This is a genomic window from Lentzea sp. NPDC036955 (genome assembly GCF_055608005.1).
Genome location: NZ_JBVJRC010000001.1, coordinates 99,469 through 117,547 on the forward strand (window position 1 = coordinate 99,469; position 18,079 = coordinate 117,547).

The 18,079-nt window shown below is 71.7% G+C and carries 14 protein-coding genes; 8 read left to right on the plus strand and 6 right to left on the minus strand.

Going from position 1 to position 18,079, the window contains the following annotated elements:
* Positions 1-15 precede the first annotated feature (15 nt).
* The 4 genes from ACZ7CF_RS00510 to ACZ7CF_RS00525 are packed head-to-tail and all read left to right on the plus strand — an operon-like array spanning position 16 to position 4,219.
* Positions 16-231 (plus strand): heavy-metal-associated domain-containing protein, encoded by a 216-nt coding sequence (locus ACZ7CF_RS00510; RefSeq protein ID WP_360387909.1) that lies wholly within the window; start codon positions 16-18, stop codon positions 229-231.
* Entirely contained in the window at positions 231-1,130 is a 900-nt protein-coding gene (locus tag ACZ7CF_RS00515; protein ID WP_470368448.1) for a hypothetical protein, read from the plus strand. The genes ACZ7CF_RS00510 and ACZ7CF_RS00515 overlap by 1 nt, the downstream gene beginning before the upstream one ends.
* Complete coding sequence (locus tag ACZ7CF_RS00520) at positions 1,114-3,327, plus strand: heavy metal translocating P-type ATPase (protein WP_470368449.1); 2,214 nt, start codon at positions 1,114-1,116, stop codon at positions 3,325-3,327. Before ACZ7CF_RS00515 ends, ACZ7CF_RS00520 begins: the two co-directional genes overlap by 17 nt.
* A gap of 34 nt (positions 3,328-3,361) precedes the next feature.
* A complete protein-coding gene (locus tag ACZ7CF_RS00525) occupies positions 3,362-4,219 on the plus strand; it encodes an SGNH/GDSL hydrolase family protein (RefSeq protein ID WP_470368450.1) in 858 nt (285 codons plus the stop codon).
* Between the two features lie 42 nt (positions 4,220-4,261).
* On the opposite strand, the gene ACZ7CF_RS00530 is transcribed toward ACZ7CF_RS00525, so the two are convergent.
* The 3 genes from ACZ7CF_RS00530 to ACZ7CF_RS00540 form a co-directional block, all read right to left on the minus strand.
* Positions 4,262-5,623 carry a hypothetical protein gene (locus ACZ7CF_RS00530; protein WP_360387900.1) on the minus strand — a complete coding sequence of 454 codons (1,362 nt, stop codon included), beginning with the start codon at positions 5,621-5,623 and terminating at the stop codon, positions 4,262-4,264.
* Positions 5,620-11,067: a hypothetical protein gene (locus ACZ7CF_RS00535; protein ID WP_470368451.1), complete on the minus strand. Its 5,448-nt coding sequence runs from the start codon at positions 11,065-11,067 to the stop codon at positions 5,620-5,622. Before ACZ7CF_RS00535 ends, ACZ7CF_RS00530 begins: the two co-directional genes overlap by 4 nt.
* Before the next feature lie 492 nt (positions 11,068-11,559).
* Positions 11,560-12,171, minus strand: a complete 612-nt coding sequence (locus tag ACZ7CF_RS00540; RefSeq protein ID WP_458433138.1) for a TetR/AcrR family transcriptional regulator — start codon at positions 12,169-12,171, stop codon at positions 11,560-11,562.
* Between the two features lie 178 nt (positions 12,172-12,349).
* Between ACZ7CF_RS00540 and ACZ7CF_RS00545 the strand changes: the two genes are divergently transcribed.
* The 3 genes from ACZ7CF_RS00545 to ACZ7CF_RS00555 all read left to right on the plus strand — a co-directional run bounded on the left by ACZ7CF_RS00545 (position 12,350) and on the right by ACZ7CF_RS00555 (position 14,824).
* A complete protein-coding gene (locus ACZ7CF_RS00545; RefSeq protein ID WP_470368452.1) occupies positions 12,350-13,969 on the plus strand; it encodes an SDR family oxidoreductase in 1,620 nt (539 codons plus the stop codon).
* Between the two features lie 168 nt (positions 13,970-14,137).
* Positions 14,138-14,260: a hypothetical protein gene (locus tag ACZ7CF_RS00550; RefSeq protein ID WP_360387889.1), complete on the plus strand. Its 123-nt coding sequence runs from the start codon at positions 14,138-14,140 to the stop codon at positions 14,258-14,260.
* Positions 14,261-14,287: 27 nt separating this feature from the next.
* Positions 14,288-14,824: a hypothetical protein gene (locus ACZ7CF_RS00555; RefSeq protein WP_470368453.1), complete on the plus strand. Its 537-nt coding sequence runs from the start codon at positions 14,288-14,290 to the stop codon at positions 14,822-14,824.
* 45 nt (positions 14,825-14,869) lie between these two features.
* Here ACZ7CF_RS00555 and ACZ7CF_RS00560 read toward each other — a convergent pair whose 3' ends face one another.
* Both ACZ7CF_RS00560 and ACZ7CF_RS00565 read right to left on the minus strand, forming a co-directional pair.
* Positions 14,870-15,283, minus strand: coding sequence for a tetratricopeptide repeat protein (locus ACZ7CF_RS00560; RefSeq protein WP_458433141.1), 414 nt, complete (start codon positions 15,281-15,283; stop codon positions 14,870-14,872).
* An 87-nt stretch (positions 15,284-15,370) separates the two neighbouring features.
* Positions 15,371-15,889, minus strand: coding sequence for a DUF4231 domain-containing protein (locus tag ACZ7CF_RS00565; protein WP_360387881.1), 519 nt, complete (start codon positions 15,887-15,889; stop codon positions 15,371-15,373).
* A gap of 121 nt (positions 15,890-16,010) precedes the next feature.
* Here ACZ7CF_RS00565 and ACZ7CF_RS00570 point away from each other — a divergent pair, with 121 nt between their 5' ends.
* A complete protein-coding gene (locus ACZ7CF_RS00570) occupies positions 16,011-16,544 on the plus strand; it encodes a hypothetical protein (protein WP_360387879.1) in 534 nt (177 codons plus the stop codon).
* A 46-nt stretch (positions 16,545-16,590) separates the two neighbouring features.
* Here ACZ7CF_RS00570 and ACZ7CF_RS00575 read toward each other — a convergent pair whose 3' ends face one another.
* Positions 16,591-17,994, minus strand: a complete 1,404-nt coding sequence (locus ACZ7CF_RS00575) for a DNA-3-methyladenine glycosylase 2 family protein (protein ID WP_360387876.1) — start codon at positions 17,992-17,994, stop codon at positions 16,591-16,593.
* Positions 17,995-18,079 lie beyond the last annotated feature (85 nt).

An 18,079-nucleotide genomic window follows, 5' to 3' on the forward strand; every position in this document is an offset into this window, starting at 1 on the left:
GAACGAGGAGAAACCATGAACGAGTCCGTCACCACCGCGTACACCGTCAAGGGCATGACCTGCGGCCACTGCGCCACCTCGGTCACCGAGGAGGTCAGCGCGATCGACGGCGTCGGCGCCGTGGCGGTCGACCTGCCGACCGGACAGGTCACGGTCACCAGCAGCGCGCCGCTCGCCCTCGACGACGTGCGCGCGGCCGTCACCGAGGCCGGCTACGAGCTGGTGGCCTGATGAGGACCGGGTACGGGGTCGCCGCGTACGGGCTGGCGCTGGCCGCCGTGTTCGGCGGCACCTGGGCAGCGGGCGCGGCGACCGGCACCACACCGCCACCGCCGGAACGGGCGACGGCGCACACCGGCGACGGCACGGACGCCGCCGGTCACGGCAACACCCACGGCAACACCCACGGCAACACCCACGGTGATACGGGTGAGAAGGCACCCGGCGCCGTCCCGCCCGGACTGTCCGTCTCGGACAGCGGGTACACCCTGGTGACGGGTGACCGGAGCTTCCGGATCACCGGGCCGGACGGCAAGCCGGTCACGCGGTTCGCGGTCGAGCACGAGAAGCGGCTGCACCTGGTCGCGGTGCGCCGCGACGGGTCCGGGTTCCGGCACGTGCACCCGGAAATGGCGGCGGACGGCACGTGGTCGTGGCCGCTGCAGCTCACCGAGCCGGGCAGCTACCGCGTGTTCGCCGACTTCCGGCCGGAGGGCGGGCCGAAGCTGACGCTGGGCACGGACGTGCAGGTCGCGGGCGACTACCAGCCGAAGCGGTACGACCACGACAGCAGGACGTTCACGGTCGACGGGTACGAGGTAACCCTGGACGGGACGCTCACCGCGGGTGCGGCGTCCGCGGTGGCCGTCACGGTCGTGAAGGACGGGCGGCCGGTCACCGACCTGCAGCCCTACCTCGGGGCCAGGGGCCACCTGGTCGCGCTGCGGGCCGCGGACCTCGCGTACCTGCACGTGCACCCGGAGGACGGGGAGCGGGTGAGGTTCGCGGTGGAGGTGCCGACGGCCGGGACGTACCGGCTGTTCCTGGACTTCCGGCACGACGGTGTGGTCCGCACCGCCGAGTTCACGATCACGACGGGAGAGGGGGACGGCCATGACCACGGCAACTGAGGCGAACCGGATCGAGCTCTCGATCGGTGGCATGACCTGCGCCTCCTGCGCCGCGCGGATCGAGCGCAAGCTCAACAGGCTCGACGGCGTGCAGGCCTCGGTCAACTACGCGACCGAGAAGGCGCGGGTCAGCTACCCGGACGGGTGCACGCCCGCCGACCTGGTGAAGGTCGTCGAGGCCACCGGGTACACCGCGGAGCTGCCCGCTGCTCCCGCGGACGCGGAGCCGGGCGAGGCGGTGGACCAGCTGGCGCCGCTGCGGCAGCGGCTGGTCACCTCGACCGCGCTGACCGTGCCGGTGGTCGTGCTCGCAATGGTCCCCGCGCTGCAGTTCACCTACTGGCAGTGGCTGTCGCTCGCGCTGGCCGGTCCGGTCGCGGTGTACGCGGCCTGGCCGTTCCACAAGGCGGCGTGGACGAACCTGCGGCACGGCGCGGCGACGATGGACACGTTGATCTCGATCGGTGTGGTCGCGGCGTTCCTGTGGTCGCTGTACGCGTTGTTCCTCGGCACCGCCGGTGTTCCCGGCATGACGCACCCGTTCACCTTCACCGTCGAACGCACCTCGGGTGCGGGCAACATCTACCTCGAGGTGGCGGCGGGCGTCACGACGTTCATCCTGGCCGGCCGCTACTTCGAGGCCCGCTCGAAGCGGCGGGCGGGTGCGGCGCTGAAGGCACTGCTGGAGCTCGGCGCGAAGGACGTCGCGGTGCTGCGCGACGGCCGCGAGGTCCGCGTCCCCACCGACGAGCTGCGGGCCGGTGACCGGTTCGTGGTGCGGCCCGGCGAGAAGATCGCCACCGACGGCGTCGTCGAGGAGGGAAGTTCCGCGGTCGACGCGAGCATGCTCACCGGTGAGTCCGTGCCGGTCGAGGTGCGCCCTGGTGACGCGGTGGTCGGCGCCACGGTCAACGCGGGCGGGCGGCTGGTCGTGCGGGCCACCCGCATCGGCGCGGACACGCAGCTCGCGCAGATGGCGAGGCTGGTCGAGGACGCGCAGAACGGCAAGGCCGAGGTGCAGCGGCTCGCGGACCGGATCTCGGCGGTGTTCGTGCCGATCGTGATCGCGCTGGCCGTGGGCACGCTGGGCTTCTGGCTCGGCACGGGCGGCGGCACCGGTGCGGCGTTCACCGCGGCGGTGGCGGTGCTGATCATCGCCTGCCCGTGCGCGCTGGGCCTGGCCACGCCGACCGCGCTGCTCGTCGGCACCGGTCGCGGCGCCCAGCTCGGCATCCTCATCAAGGGACCGGAGGTGCTGGAGTCGACCCGGCGGGTGGACACGGTGGTGCTGGACAAGACCGGCACCGTCACGACCGGCCGGATGAGCCTGGTGGGCGTGCACGTCGCGGACGGCGAGACCGAGGAGCAGGTGCTGCGGCTGGCCGGAGCGCTGGAGCACGCCTCGGAGCACCCGATCGCGAAGGCCATCGCCGTCGCCGCCGGTGACGTGCCCGCCGTCGAGGACTTCCGCAACCTGGAGGGCCTCGGGGTCCAGGGCGTCGTGGACGGACACGCGGTGCTGGTCGGGCGGTCGCGCCTGCTCGGCGACCGGAGCGTGCGGGTGCCGTCGTCGCTGGCCGACGCCCGGCGCGAGGCCGAGCAGCAGGGCCGCACGGCGGTGCTGGTGGCGTGGGACGGCGAGGCGCGCGGCGTGCTGGTGGTCGCGGACACCGTGAAGCCCACCTCCGCCGCGGCGATCAGGGGCCTGCGCGCGCTCGGGCTGCGGCCGGTGCTGCTGACCGGCGACAACGAGGCCGCGGCCCGTGCCGTGGCGGCCGAGGTGGGCATCGACGAGGTCGTCGCCGAGGTGCTGCCCGCCGACAAGGTCGACGTCGTGAAGAGGTTGCAGGACGAGGGCCGCGTCGTGGCGATGGTCGGCGACGGCGTGAACGACGCCGCCGCACTCGCCCAGGCCGACCTGGGGCTTGCGATGGGCACCGGCACGGACGCGGCGATCGAGGCCGCCGACCTCACGCTGGTCCGCGGCGACCTGACCGCCGCCGTGGACGCGATCCGGTTGTCGCGGCGCACGCTCAGCACGATCAAGGGCAACCTGTTCTGGGCGTTCGCCTACAACGTCGCGGCGCTGCCGCTGGCGGCGTTGGGCCTGCTCAACCCCATGATCGCGGGCGGGGCGATGGCGTTCTCGTCGGTGTTCGTGGTGAGCAACAGCCTGCGGCTGCGCCGGTTCGCGTAGCCTGGGAACCGCCGAACGAGTGGAAGGGGCGGGTGTGCGGAAGCCGGCTTGGGCAGCGGTGGTGCTGGTAGCGCTCACGGCCTGCTCGACTCCCCCACCCGCCCCCTCCCCCACCTCCAGCGCGCCACCACCGTCGTCCGCGTCGGCCTCGGCCTCGGCTGCGGAGAAGGTCCACGTGTCGATCGGCGACTCGTACGCGACCGGCTTCGGCCCCGGCGGCACCACCGGCGAGAGCTTCGCCTCCCTGGTCGCCCGGCAGTCCGGCCTGCAGCTGGTCAACCTCGCCTGCAACGGCGCGACCTCGGCCGACCTCGCCACCAAGCCGGCCTGCGGCCCGGACGCGGGCGGCCGCACCCAGCTCGACGCGGCCGTGGAGACGTTGCGCGGCAAGGAGGTCGACCTGGTGACGGTGGTGATCGGCGGCAACGACCTGATCCCGTGCGCCCTCGACCAGAAACCCCTGGAGTGCGCGAACCGCACCCTCACCGACGTCCGCGCGAACGTCGTCGCCGCGTTGACCAAGCTCCGCACCGCGGCCCCGGACACGACGATCGTGGGCCTGACCTACCCGGACGTGTTCCTCGGCGCGTGGGTGAACCCGTCGTTCCCCGACGGCAAGAACCTCGCCCGCCTGTCGGTGTCGATGTTCGAGCAGTTCAACGGCGTGCTGGCGGCCGAGTACGGGAAGTTCGGGGCGAAGTTCGCGGACGTCACGAAGGCGACCGGGGCCTACCAGCCGCTGACGCAGACGACGCAGGACCCGAAGTACGGGGCGGTTCCGGCGTCCGTGGCGCAGGTGTGCTCGCTGACGTACTTCTGCGACCGGACGGACGTGCACCCGACTCCGGCTGGGCACAAGGCCATCGCGGAGGCGGTCAGCGCGGCCCGCTGAGCTCTCCGGCAGGCACGACGACGGCGGCACAGGCCCGAACGCTCACCACAGCGACTCCGGGAGCACCGCGGCCAGACCGTCGACCTCCTCGTCGGTGAGCGGACAGAGGTGGGCCAGGGCGTTGCGCACGTTCCGGGCTTGGAACAGCAGCGAGGTGTCCGGTTGGGACAGCCGCACCCGGCCCGTGCCGACCGCCCACGCCATGGAGCCCAGCTCCAGCGTGCCGTCCCTGGTACGGCGGCGCTCGGTGAAGTCCTGCCCGCGCTCGATCTCCTCGACGACTGCTTTCGACGCCTTGGAGCGCAACGCCTTCTCCAGCCGCGCCCGGCAGTCGTCCACGATCGGGGTGAGCACACGGCTCTGTCCACGCCAGACCAGTGTCTCGAGGCTGCCGCGTTCGGCGGCGGCCACCTTCGCCGCCGGACTCACCCGCACCCTCCCGTCCCACCTGTCCAGAACACCTCTGCGCCAGGCGGCTCTGAGCGCGTGGGGAGGACGTACGCCGTCCGCGCGGCCGTCCACGGTCACCGGCAGGACGTCGTCGGCCGTGTCGTACGGCAACGCCTCCACCTGTTCCAGGAGGGTGCCCACTCGACCGTCCCACCAGCGGGCCAGGTGGTCGGCCAGCAGCAGGTCAGGTCCGGCGACCTCGACCAGCACCTCTGTGGCGACCTGCTCGCGCAACGCGCGTGCCCTGCCCTTGGAGCTCCGCCAGCGCGACTGCCTGCGCACGGCAGCGGCGACGGTCGCGGTGTCCAGTCGCCCGAACACGTCCCACCACCAGTGCACCCTGGTCGTGAGCGGGTCGGCACCGTTCTGGGCCGACGGGGGAACGTCGTCGGCCTTCACGACCACCAGCAGCCGCGGCCTGAGCTCCGGCGAGACGCCGTGCTCCTTCAGCACGGCGGTGAACCTGGTGACGCAGGTCCCCAGATCCGCCACGTCCCAGCCGTCCCACCCGCACAGGACGAGCACCTTGCCCGCGACCTGGTCGTGCCGCACGAGCCGGGTCAGCGGATCACCCTCGGGCGAGATCTCGAACAGCTCGCACAGCTTGTCCACCACCGTCTCCACCGGCCGGTCCACCTCCGCCGGGACCGCGAACGGCGGCTCGTCGTCGTGTTCCAGCAGTCCCAGGCTCTGCTGAGCCCACGAGGGCAGGTTCGCGACCGGGTCCCTGCGGCGAGCCTCCGGCGGCGGAACGCGGCGCCGCTGCGGCGCCTGCACCCGCACGCTGTCCACCCACCCGCTCAGCAGGTCGACGAGGTCGTCGGCCGCTCCCCTCTCGACCAGCTCGTCCGGCAGCACCCAGACGCAGGTGAACCCGTCGGCCAAGTCGTTCGACACCGCCTCGAGGTGTGCCTGCGGCCCCGGCAACGCCGCCAGCTCCCACGCCGGTCTCATGACGACGCGCACAACGTCGCGAGACAGCGGTGCACCATCCGGTCGAGGGAGACGCCGAAACTGCCCTCGTCGAGCACCTCGAGCTCCGCGAGCTCCTCCAACAGCTCCGTCGTACTGGCGAGATCGATCTCCAGTGCGGCCGCGACGTCCGCGGGCGACACGGAGTCACCGGGGTCGAAGTACTCGACCCACACTCCGATCCGCTCCCGCAGACCGGCGCTCACCCCCGCCCGTTCGAGGAACTTGGCCGCCCAGCCGGGGTCGGCGGCGTTGCGCAGCACGAGCTCCACCGCCTGCTCCCTGGTCCGGCCCCTGCGCACCACGCTGATCAGGTTCTCCACCTGTTCCGGCCAGCCGCCGGTCGCCTCGATCAGCCTCGTCCTGGCGGCCAGCACGTCGAACGGGCACTCCGGCCAACTGCGCAGGCTGCCGGCCGTCCAGCGCGTGAGCCGCACCACGTCGGCGCCGAGCTTCTCCGCCTCGTCCCGTTCCAGCACCAGAACCGCCGTGACCGGTGCCTCGGTCAGCATCTGCTGCGCGCGCTTCACCTCCCCCGGCGACTTGCCCCTGAGGTCCGCGACGACCACCGTGCGGCGCCTGCGACGGGCAACGGCCTGCAGCGTCTTGGTCACGTCGTTGCCGGACCTGCACACGTCCATGTTGAGGCTGCGGACCTCGACGTAGTTCTTGATGGCGTCGGCGACGCGGTCGATCCCGAGCGCAAGGGAGCCCACGACGACCGACACGGCGGTGGCGGGACCGGTCAGCTCCGACAGCTGCCCCTCGGTGAGCGGGCTTCTGAACTCGGTTCCCTGCTCGTCGACCGCGAGCAACCTGCGCGCGTCGCGCGGGTTGTACTGGTAGGGCAGGTCGAAGTCGGTCTCCTCCAGCTCACGGCTCAGGTCCGACTTCGTGCCGAGCATGTTGACCACGTTCGGGCTGCGCACGGCGAACCGGTCCTGCCCGGACAACCGGATGAGCAGCCCGAGTCCCACCATCTCGTCGAGGTGGATCCTGGTCTGGGTGACCGTCATGTCGTCGAAGCCCGCCGGCCAGCGCTCCCTGGCCAGCCCGAGGAGCTCGTCAGCGCCGTAGTTGCTGCTGAACGAGTCCTTCAGGCTCTCCAGGGCGACGATCAGCATCAGGACCCGGTAGCGGTCCTCCAGGTTGATCGTGATGCGCAGCCGTTCGGCGATGCGCGCCCGCACCCGGTCACTCGCGGCGACGGCCTCGACGTCACTTTCCCTGATCTGCACCGGCACGTCCTGCAGCTGCGAACCCCGGCTGTGCAGGGTGCGCACCAGCTCCTCGCAGAAGATCTGGATGAGACCCGCCTGGTAGTTGGTCGCCGCGAGCAGGCGCCACACCAGTTCCGGCTGTTCGAAGGTGTACCCCAGAGCCGCGAGCGGCTCGGTGACCAGCCGCCGCGCGTCGGCGGGAGCGAGCGGACCGACCAGGATGTCCGGTCCGCCGTGCACGAGCGGCACGTTCGACAGGTCGCTGAACCGCTGCACCTGGTGCAGACCGGCGAACACGACCTTGAACCGGCGCTCGGTGGACTCCATCAGGTCCTTGAGCCGCGAGACGTTCGAGAAGGTCGCCACACCGCTCGCCGTCGGCACGCCGCGCGAGTCCGCGGTCAGGAAGGCATCGGCCTCGTCCGCCAGCAGGAGCAGCCGCTTGCCCGGGCTGTGGGCGAGCCACGCCCGCACCTGCGTGACCACGTCGTCCGCGGAGACGTCCGCGGGCACCTTCGACGTCAGCACACCGCGTTCCTTGAGCTCGACGACGATCTCGCGCCAGATCCGTCCCGCCGGCTCCGCCTCGCCGATGCCGCGGCCCTTCAGGTCGAGGTAGATGGCGTGCTGGTCCACCACCGCGTTGAACGTGGCCTCCACCCGGCGCAGCAGGGCGGACTTGCCGAGCTGCCGGCCGCCGTAGACGAACAACCCGCCGTTCGGGTCGATCACCTCGGCCATCTCCTTGGCCCGGCCGACGAACACCTCCGGCGGCACCAGACCCGCGACGAACGGCGTGTAGGGGCTCAGCGCCGTCCAGGGCAGCGTGACGCGTTGCGTGGCCTTCCACGAGCCCGGCGCCGTCGCGGCGACCCAGCCGAACACCGCGGGGTCCACCACCAGCGCCTGCACCGCGGAGTTGACGGCCTGTGCCGCGAGCCGGCGCCGCGCGGACAGGTCCATCGGGTGCAGGTACAGGATGATGTTGGCCCGGCCTGCCTCCTCCGCACCGAGCACGTCGAGGACGGACCGGCCACGGCGTTCCTCGACCACCACGGTCACGGTGAACTCGGAGGCGGCGGACCCGAGCACCGACACGTACGACCCGTCGCTCGGGACGCCCTGCACGCGGAACTTCCGGAAGCCGCGGCTCTGCCGCAGCTGGTACTCGCGCGGCCGGACCGAGGAGTTGAGGCCGAGGGTGCGCAGGATGTCCTTGACGACTCCGGGCAGCGCGTCGTTGCCGTGCCGTCTGCTGTCCGTCAACGAGTCCCACGCCCGCACACCGACCCGGCCGAGCTCGGCGGGCGCACCGTCGCGCACCACCAGCCTGGCCCACGGCGCCGCACCGGTCTGCGGGGCCGCGAGGCCGCGCCCCGCACCGTCCGCCAGCACCGCGGCGAACGACTTCAGGTCGTGACCGATCAGCTCGGCGTGCTCCGGCAGCGGTTTGCCCTCGCGCAGGAACGCCAGGAACTCCGCGGCGGTCACGGTGTCGTCGTCGTCGAGCAACGCGGTCACCCGCCGCTCGTCCTCGTCTGCGAGCTTCAACGCGGCGAGCTCCGCACGCAGCTCGGCGACCCACGACCGCTGCTTCGCCAGCAGGTCGGCGACCAGGTCGCGCACGTGGCGTGCGGCCTCGTCGAACCGGTCGTCGCGCACGGTGCCCAGTGCGACCAAGCGGCCGTGCACCACCGTTTCCTCGTCCTGGTCGAGGAGGTTCTGGGTGCGCACCCTGGCGAACAGCTCCTGCGCCTTCATCAGTTCGCCGCGGAACTGCCGGGTGAGCGTCTCCCTCGCTGCCGCGACCTTCTCGCGCGCTGCGGCCGCCACCTCGCTCTCTCGCCAGAAACCGGCTTCGGCCAGCTCGACCACCTTCAGCGCACTGCGGAGGTCGCCGGTGTCGCAGTAGGACTGGACCACCGCGTCCAGGTCGAGCGGCTCGGCGAGCCTGGCCAGCACGCCTGATGTGCGCGGGTCCTCCTGGTCGGGACGGCCGTTCTGGTCGCGGGGCAGGTCCGGCAGCGGCAGGAGGACGTCGACGCTCGGCTCCGCGATGCGGGGTTCCCCACCGGGCAGCGGTGGCTCGTCGGCGCTGAAACCGGTCCACACCGCGGTCGTGGTCGACTCAAGCCAGCTGCGCAGCAACGAAACCGCAGCGCCCACCATGCCCGGCGGGACCTCCGCGGCACCGGCCGCCGCCGCTTCGCGGAGGACCTTCGCCCCGAGAGCTGCGTCGTCGGCCTCGGCGGCGGTCAGCCGGCGGTTCACCGCGTCCGCCTCCTGGACGACCGCCCTGACCTCCTCGATGGCACGTTGCAGCGTGCGCAAGGCCGTGGCGACGATCGGTACCCGAGCCTGTTTGGGGGTGCGCATCTCGGCGTCGGCGGCCTCGATCATCTGCTCGACGGCGTCCGGTGCGGCGAGCTCGGCGACCAGGTCGGACACCGCCTGCCCGTTCGGCGCTCCCCGTCCCCAGTCGACCACCACCGTGAGTGCGCTCCACAAGGGCTGTCCGGTCACCATCAGCCGCTGCAGCACCCTGGTGGCGCGCTGGTAGTTGTTCTTGCGCCTGGGCAGTTCCTCCAGCAGCACGGCTGCCCGCCTGCCCAGCTCCGCCCGTGCCTCGTGCACGTCCTCCTCGGGCTGCACCAGCCCGACCTCGAAGTCGACCCGGTACTCACGGCGCACAGCGGCGACGCAGGCTTCCACCAGCGTCTTCCACGGCGCGGGCAACGGGAGGTCGTCTTCGAGCTGAGCCAGCAGGGGGTGCCCCCAGCCCGCCACCAGGCCGGCCCGCAGCGCGGCCGTGGTCACGACGACGGCGGCCTCCGGGTCCTCGCTCAGTTCCCGTGCGCCGAGGTCGAGTGCCGCGAGCACCGCTGTGGCCTCGGCGTTGCTCGTCACCGAGTAGGCGGCGGCGGCGAAGCGCAGCGCGGACGCGCGCCGGTCGACCTCACCCGACATGGCCGTCACCCAGTACGCCTCGCCGAGGCGGCCCGCACGCGTCAACGCCACCGCGAGCGGGGGGTCGCCCTCGTCCCACCCGTGAACGAGCTCGTACGGCGACTGGGACGTCTCCTGCTCGATCGCAGGCTGGGGCAGTGGCACGAGCTCCGGCTCGCTCACGGGCTCGGCCACGATCTTCGGCTCGGTCTCGGGCAGCGCCTCGTCGGCCGCCACGGCGACCGGCGTCACGGCGACCGGCGTCATGGCGACCAGGTCCGGCCGCGGTCCCGACGCGGGCTTCTCCTCCGGTGTTCTCACAGGGCCGGCGTCCGTTGTGGTCGTCAACGCCGCGTGGTCCCTGCGCAGCACCGCCAAACTGTTCAGCAGTCCGGCCTTGGCCTCCTCGGGAAGAGTGGCGAGCAGGGCTTCCAAGCCGGCGATCTGACCGCGCAGCTCCTCGGCGCGCGCCGCGACCGAGGCCTCTGCCCGCAGGCGGTCGGCTTCCTCCGCGCGCAGCTCCTCCACCCGCGCCTCGATCTCCACGAACTCCACGTGCTCCGGGAGGTCCAGCGCCAGCACCAACTGTTCCCGCTGGCTCGCGTACTCCTCGAGAGGCGCCGTCAGGACGACCGCTCCTCCCCGGTCGGCGACCTGCGCCGCAGCCCGCAGAGCAGCCGAGACCTCCGCGGCGAGGTCGCGGAGCCCGGTCAGCCGCAGCTCGTTCTCGGCGAGCCGGTAGCCGTCCCCCACGGCGCTCGCACGGTCTGTCACGTGGTGTTCCCCGCTCCCGATGAGGTCTGACAAGGTCTTCCTGGCCGCGCCGCCCACAGCGCGTTCGAGCTCGTCGCGATGACGCGTGGCGGCCGGAGTGGCCCTGGCGTTGCCGAGCAGGAGGCCGTACAGCGTCAGCCGCCCCACCAGCTGTCCGAGGCCAACGAGCATCGCGCTCAACTGCTCGTCGGTCGGATCGGCGACCTCGGCCTCGCTGAACGACAGGTGGTGGATCAGCAAGTGGGCAGCGGGGCTCAGCACGGCCTCCGCGACCAGTGCCAGCTGGTGGGTGTGCGCCTTGGCCAGCCAGGCGCGGACCGCTTTGAGCTCGCGGCGCACCGGCAGGCGTGTGGTGACCGCACCGTGGGAGAGCTTGGCTGCAGCTTGCAGCGGCCCGCTCAACACCACGACGACACCGAGGTCGGCGTCATCGAGCGTCTTGAGCCACCTGCGCAGTTCGTTGGAGACATCGGCGACGACTGTCACGGTGGGTAGTTGTACGCCTCACTCCAACGGAACCGGCCAGGCCGCTACTCAAGATCACCTGAGTGGAGCAGTGCAGTTGGCTCAATTGCGCTCGAACGGCCCAATGCAGCCAGCGGCACAGTCATTTGAATGACGCAAGAAGCGCCGCCGTAACACCACGCAAGGATCACGCGATAGAGGATCAACCACCCGCAGCAAAGTCGGAGTCAGACCGATTCGAACACATAACTCCTGCTCAACATGGCAGGCACGATCTACTCGCGGCACCACGCGTCAAATAAGATGATGTCCAGCTTTTGTCCTTCTACTGTCACTTTTTCGCATCGGGGAAGCACAACTCAATCGACAGCATCCGCCGTACGAGTTGCATGTTGACGAGGAGAATTCCGGTAACTCTCCACGATGACGCAAAGTGACACGCCGCTGCGCCGAAGAGGTCACGGAAAGCAGCCACCTACACCCGCGTGGAGCTGAACGGCTCACACGAGGTTCTCAGCGCAGGCCGTGCGCGATCCGGGTCACGAACGCCACCAGCCGGTCCGGCGTGAACTTCTCCGGATCGGTCAGCACCAGCCGCCCTGACATCTCCGCCAGCGCCAGCATCGCGTGTCCCAGCAGGGCGGAGTCGAGGTCGTCGAGGCCGCCGAGCTCCTCCAGGCCGAGTGCGGCGAGCTCCTCGATCTGCGCCAGCACGCCGGAGCGCACCAGCTCGACCTGTGCGCGGAACTCGCGCGGGGTGCCCTCGGGGGGCAGCAGCACCAGGCGCCAGCGGTCCGGGCAGTCGACGACGGCCTGCACGAACACGCGGACGGCGTCGGCGAAGGCGTCGTCGGGGGCGCGGGTCGCGAAGTCGGTGGGCAGGGCGGCGAGGACCTGATCGGTGGCGCGGGTGGCCTCGCGGTCCAGCAGGGCGGAGATCAGCTCGGCGCGGTTGGCGAACAGGTCGTAGAGCACGGGCTTCGTGACGGCCGCCGCGCGGGCCACCGACTCCATGGTCACCGTGTCGAAGCCGGCGGAGATGAGACCCAGGGCGGTGTCAAGCAGTTGCTCCCGGCGTTCTTCCGGGGGCAGGCGGGGGGCGTACTTCCTGCGCGTTGTGCTCACGGGTCCATATTGCTACGGTGGCGTAGCTTTCACAAAGCTACGCGTGCGTAGTAATCGTCGGGCCGAGGACGGAGCCGGACAACCGTTCGCGGTGGGACCGCACCGCAGCGGGTAACCCTCGACGTGCCGGCACGTGCGGCGTGCGGATCTGCGGCGACTGCCTGGTGTTGGAGGAGATGTGAAGGTTCGCTCCGGAGAACTCGACCTGGCTGTGCAGGTGCGCGGGACGTCGGGACCGATGGTGGTGCTGGTGCACGGCTACCCCGACACGCACGCGGTGTGGGACCGGGTCGCGGCGTTGCTGGAGGGGGACTTCCGGGTCGTCACCTACGACGTGCGCGGCGCGGGTGGGTCCACCGCGCCGTCCACTGAGGACGGTTATCGGCTCGAACACCTGGCGCGGGACCTGTTCGCGGTGGTCGACGCGGTCAGCCCGGACGAGCCGGTGCACCTGGTCGGGCACGACTGGGGGTCGATCCAGTCGTGGGAGGCGGTCACGACACCGGGCGCGCGGATCGCGACGTTCACCTCGATCTCCGGACCGTGCCTCGACCACCTGGGCCACTGGTCGCGGAAGCGGTTGTCGCTCGCCCACGTCAAGCAGTTCCTCCGCTCCTGGTACGTCGCCGCGTTCCAGCTGCCGGTCGTCGCACCCGCGTTCTGGCGCCTGTACCTCGCGCGCCGCTGGGGTGGCGTGCTGCAGCGGCTGGAGGGCGTTGACGCGCGGCCGGCGAGGACCATCGCGTCCGACGCCGTGAACGGCATCTCGTTGTACCGGGCCAACATCCGGCAGGTGATGCGCTCGCCGCGGCAGCGCGTCGCCCCCATGCCGGTGCAGGTCGTGCAGCCGGCCCGCGACCGCTACATCCGCACCGAGCCGCTCGACCTCGAACGCTGGGTGCCGTCCCTGCGCCGGCGCCGCATCGCCGCCGGCCACTGGGCGCCGCTGAGCCACCCGGAGCCGGTGGCGCGGATGATCAGGGAGTTCATCGCGGACTCCACTCCCCCGCGCGAGCTCGTCGTGATCACCGGCGGCGGCAGCGGAATCGGGCGGGCGACGGCTCTCGCCTTCGCCGCGACGGGTGCGCGGGTCGTGGTGTCCGATGTGGACTTCGCGGCGGCTGAGGAGACCGCGGCGCTGGCCGACGGGCACGCCTACGAGGTGGACGTGCGGTCGGAGGAGGCGGTGCGGGCGTGGGCGCGGCAGGTCGCCGACGAGCACGGTGTGCCGGACGTGGTCGTGAACAACGCTGGCATCGGGCACTCGGGGTCGTTCCTGTCGACCTCGACCGAGCAGTGGCAACGGGTGCTGGACGTCAACCTGTGGGGCGTCGTGCACGGGTGCCGCGCGTTCGGCGAGCTGATGGTGGAACGCGGCGAGGGCGGCCACATCGTCAACCTGTCCTCGGCGGCCGCCTACCTGCCGTCGAAGATCCTCTCGGCGTACGCCACCAGCAAGGCGGCGGTGTTCATGCTGTCGGACTGCCTGCGTGCCGAGCTCGCACCGCACGCGATCGGGGTCAGCGCGATCTGCCCAGGGGTGGTGAACACGAACATCACGGCCACCACGACGTTCTCCGGGGTCAGCGCCGACGAGGAGCGGCGCAAGCAGGACCGCGCGTCACGGCTGTACGCGCGGCGCGGGTTCGGGCCGGAGCGGGTGGCGGCGGAGATCGTCACGGCGGTGCGGCGCAACCGGGCGGTGGTGCCGGTGACCGCGGAGGCGAAGGCGGCCCGGCTGGCCAGCCGGGCGGCGCCGGGGTTGTTGCGGGCGTTCGCGAAACTGGACATCGTCTAGGACAACAGGATTCCCCTGGAACGGGAAAGGTTTCCCCGAACAGAGCAACCCGCCGATCCGGTGTAACGAGCTGTCGGCACGCGTCGAAACAGGTGCCGTAATACCTCGACACCAAGCCGGAAAGGTGTGTCCACTATGGCTCCGAAGTGTCCACATTGCGATGTCTCCATGTGGATTTACGAGACCGTGCAGAAGGCCGACGGACCGTACGGCCGCTACGAGTGCAAGACGCAGCACTGCCCGAAGTGCAACGGCAGGTGCACGCACACGGTCGGACAGACGATCTCCTGACCACCGCGTCCCCGACCAGGAGCAGCCATGGGCATTTTCGGCCGTCGCGAGGAAGTTCAGACCGTCGACGTGGACAACGTCCCCGTCGATCCGGGGGTGGCTGAGCGTCTGCCCGACGCGGGCGACTTCCTGCTGCGCAACCTGTCGGACCTCCCGGCGAGCTCGCTGCGCGAACTCGCCGCGGAGATCGAACGGGTCCGGCACCCCAACGGCTCCATCACGAACCGCAACCTCGACGGTGTGGGGGTGCGGGACTGGAGGAGCGGGCCGCTCACGAACCTCGTGTGGATCACCGCCGCGGACTGGATCATCACGGGCGTCTGGGCGTCGTTCGGGCTCAGCGGCCGCGACCGACGCCAGGTCGAGCGCACCGCGGAGACCATCGCCAGGGGACAGGGGGTGGCCGCCGCCGCGACCTGGGCGTTGCGGGCCAGGCCGGAGGGCAGGCTCCGCATCGAGTCGCTCGCGTCGCAGCTCGAGGACTCGCACAGCGAGTGGTACGGCAAGCTCACGAACGGCGACGTCATCAAGTCGTTCAAGAAGTGGCGCCGGCAACCGGGGTGACCGCACCGGCCGCGGTGAACGCGGCCGGTGCGGGACCGGAGGTGCTCAGGCCACCGGTTCGCCGGAGAGGGCGGCAGCCAGGCGGAGCCACGGCGTGGCCTCGTCGGACCGCCCCTGGCGCTCCAGCGTGCGGCCGAGCAGCAGGTGGGCGTAGTGGTCGACCGGGTCGCGGTCGACGAGCACCCGCAGCTGCGCCTCGGCCTTGGTCAGCTGGGCCGAGTGGTAGTAGGCGCGGGCGAGCAGGAGGCAGAGGTCCGCCTGGAACGGCACCTCGTCGACCACCTCGGCCAGCAGCGTCGCGGCCCTGGTGTACTCCTTGGCCTCGAAGAGCAGCTGGGCGCGTTCCCACTTCTCGGCCGCGGTCTCCTCGTGGCCGGTGTCGAACAGGTGCGTCGCGGTCACCCACCGGTCCGGCGACACGTGGCCGTTCGGCAGGTAGTCGGTGAAGTTGTCCTTCATGAAACCTCCTTCCGCCGCCTACAACGCCGCACGGCCGCTGCTATTCCCGGCCGTCGAGCAACGCGAGGACGACCGCCGGCGATCCCGTCACGACTTGGTGCTCGGGAACGCCATGTCCTTGAAGTAGGTGGTCGCCTCGCGTTCCCGCAGCTCCCCCAGCCGGTCGATGAACGCGGCGGCGTTCTTCTCCTGCACCAGCCGCTGTTCTGGCTCCTCGGTCACCGGGAAGTTGCCCGGCGCGGCCTTCCACTCCAGGTAGGCGGCGGTCACCGCCATCTCGGTGTTGCGCAACAGGATCCACGACTGGTCCCACCGGTAGAACGCGCGCAGCCCGGTCAGGCCCGCGACGAGCACACCGGCGAGCGAGATCAGCCAGCTCTTGCCGGGGTACTCCAGGCTGGTCAGCACGGGCAGCGCCGCGCCGACGAAGATCACCGCGACGCCGCTGAGGCGGTAGAACCGCCGGTGCCAGCGGGCGCGGACGTCGTAGAACGTCCTCAGCCACGCGCCGTACGCGTCCGCCGTCGCCACGACACCGTCGTTCAGCGACGCGATCCGAGCGGGAAACGACGGAATCCGCCTCATCTCCAGGCCCCCTCTGAGCATTGTGGCCACACGGTATCCACGACCGAGGCCGGGCCGCTCCCCGGCAACTGCGCGACACCGCTTTCTGATCCTCCACAACGCCTTCACGCTTCGCGCACAACTCGGACCTAGCGTGCGGCACGTGCTGGGGGAACTGGAGCGGTCGCGGGTGGCCGTCGTCGTGCTGGTGGTCGCTGCCGGAACGTCCGCGCTGGTGGCCTGGACGGCCGGGCTGGTGGTGGTCGCCGGCGGGTGGGTCGTCCCGGACTGGGCGGTCACCGGTGCGCTGCTGGTGGCGGCCGGTCTGGTCGTGGTGGTCCGCTGGCGGGGCCGGACCCCGTGGCCGTTCCGGGTGGTCGCCGTGCTGACCGCGCTCGCGACCCTGCTGTCCGGGCTGGGCGACACCCTGGCGACCTACACCGTGCTGCCGCCGGACGGCTGCCGGGTCGTGGTGCGCGAGACGTCGTTCCTGTTCGCGGGCTCCGGTGACGTGTTCCTGACCGGGCCGCTGGGCGTCGGCACCCGCGTCGGCTCCTACCGCACCGACGACGGGTACCTGCCGGTGGCGAGTGGCGACTACTCGTTCCGCTGGGAGTCCGGCACCGGGCGGCTCGGCTTCGCCGGACGTCCTGGCGACCCGGTCCTGAACCTGGAGATCGAGCCGTTGCGCTGCTGACGGCCGCCTCCCCGGACACGGTTCCGGGAACCGCGGCGGGCGGGTGTCAGCGGCCTGCCAGGTGCTGGGCCGCGTACGCCCGCCACGGCCGCCACTGCCCCGTCCGCTGCTCCAGCGCCTCCGCGGACGACGGCAGCCCCAGCTCCCCCGCCGCCTGCCGGACCCGCGTGTCCACCGCGAACGCGTCGGGGTCGCCCAGCGCCCGCATCGCGATCGTCTCCACGGTGGTGCCGCCCATGCCGGTGAGACCGCCCAGCACCGCGCGGGCCTGCGCCCAGTCGCCGCCGACGCTCAGGTCCACCGCACCGGAGACCAGCGCGCCGGCCACCGAGTGGATCGCGGCCGCCCTGCGCGGTGACACGGGCAGGTCCGCCTCGTGCAGCCGGTCCGGGCTCGGGAACAGGTGCGTGAGCCCGCCGCCCGGGTCCACGACGGGGTCGCCGTGCGCGGCCACCAGCTTCGCCGACGACGAGCCCGCGACGGCGCGCACGGCGAACTCGGCGCCGTCCACGGTGCGCGGCACCCGCCGGCCCGGCACCTTGGCCACGAGCGGCGCGAGCACCGGGTCGCGGCCCAGCAGGTCGTCCACGGCCACCGGGTCCGCGTCGAGGTCGAGCAGGAAGCGGCACCGGCTGATCGCGATCGACAGGTCGCGCAGGTCCGTGAGCGTCAGGTGGCAGCTCACGTGGTCGGGCAGGGCCCGCAGCTCGGCGATCGCGGGGCCGTGCGGCAGCCGCAGGGTGCGGCGGTAGGCGCCGTCGCGCCACTCCTCCACACCGGGCACCGCGGTGGCGACCAGCTGCTCGAACAGCTCGTCCGGCGCCAGCGGGGCGCGGAAGGGCAGCCGCAACGTCAGCGCGCCCGCCGTTCCCACCGGGCTCTTCCTCTTGCCGGCGCGCGCCCGCAGTTCCGTGGGAGACAGGGCGAAGACCTCGCGCACGGTGTCGTTGAACGTCCGCACGCTGGAGAACCCGGCCGCCAGCGCCACCTCGACCATCGGCAGGGCGCTGGTCTCGATCAGCAGCCTGGCCGTCTGCGCCCGCTGGGCCCTGGCCAGCGCCAGCGGACCGGCACCGATCTCGGCGAGCAGCTGCCGCTCGACCTGGCGGGTGCTGTACCCGAGGCGCCGGGCCAGCCCGGGAACGCCCTCCCGGTCGACCACCCCGTCGGCGATCAGCCGCATGGCCCGCGCCACCAGGTCCGCGCGCACGTTCCACGCGGGCGAACCGGGGCTCGCGTCCGGCCGGCACCGCTTGCAGGCGCGGAACCCGGCCTGCTGGGCGGCCGCCGCGCTGGGGTAGAACCGCATGTTCTCCACCTTGGGCGGCACCACCGGGCAGCTGGGCCGGCAGTAGATCTTCGTCGTGACGACGGCGGTGAAGAACCACCCGTCGAACCGGGCGTCCTTGGACCGCACGGCACGAAGGCACCGCTCGCTGTCGTTGTGCACACCACGAGCATCACCCCGGCACCCCGGTGCGGTCTAGCAGGAATGCGACACGGTGATCCGTACGGGTGGTGATGTCGCAAAATCG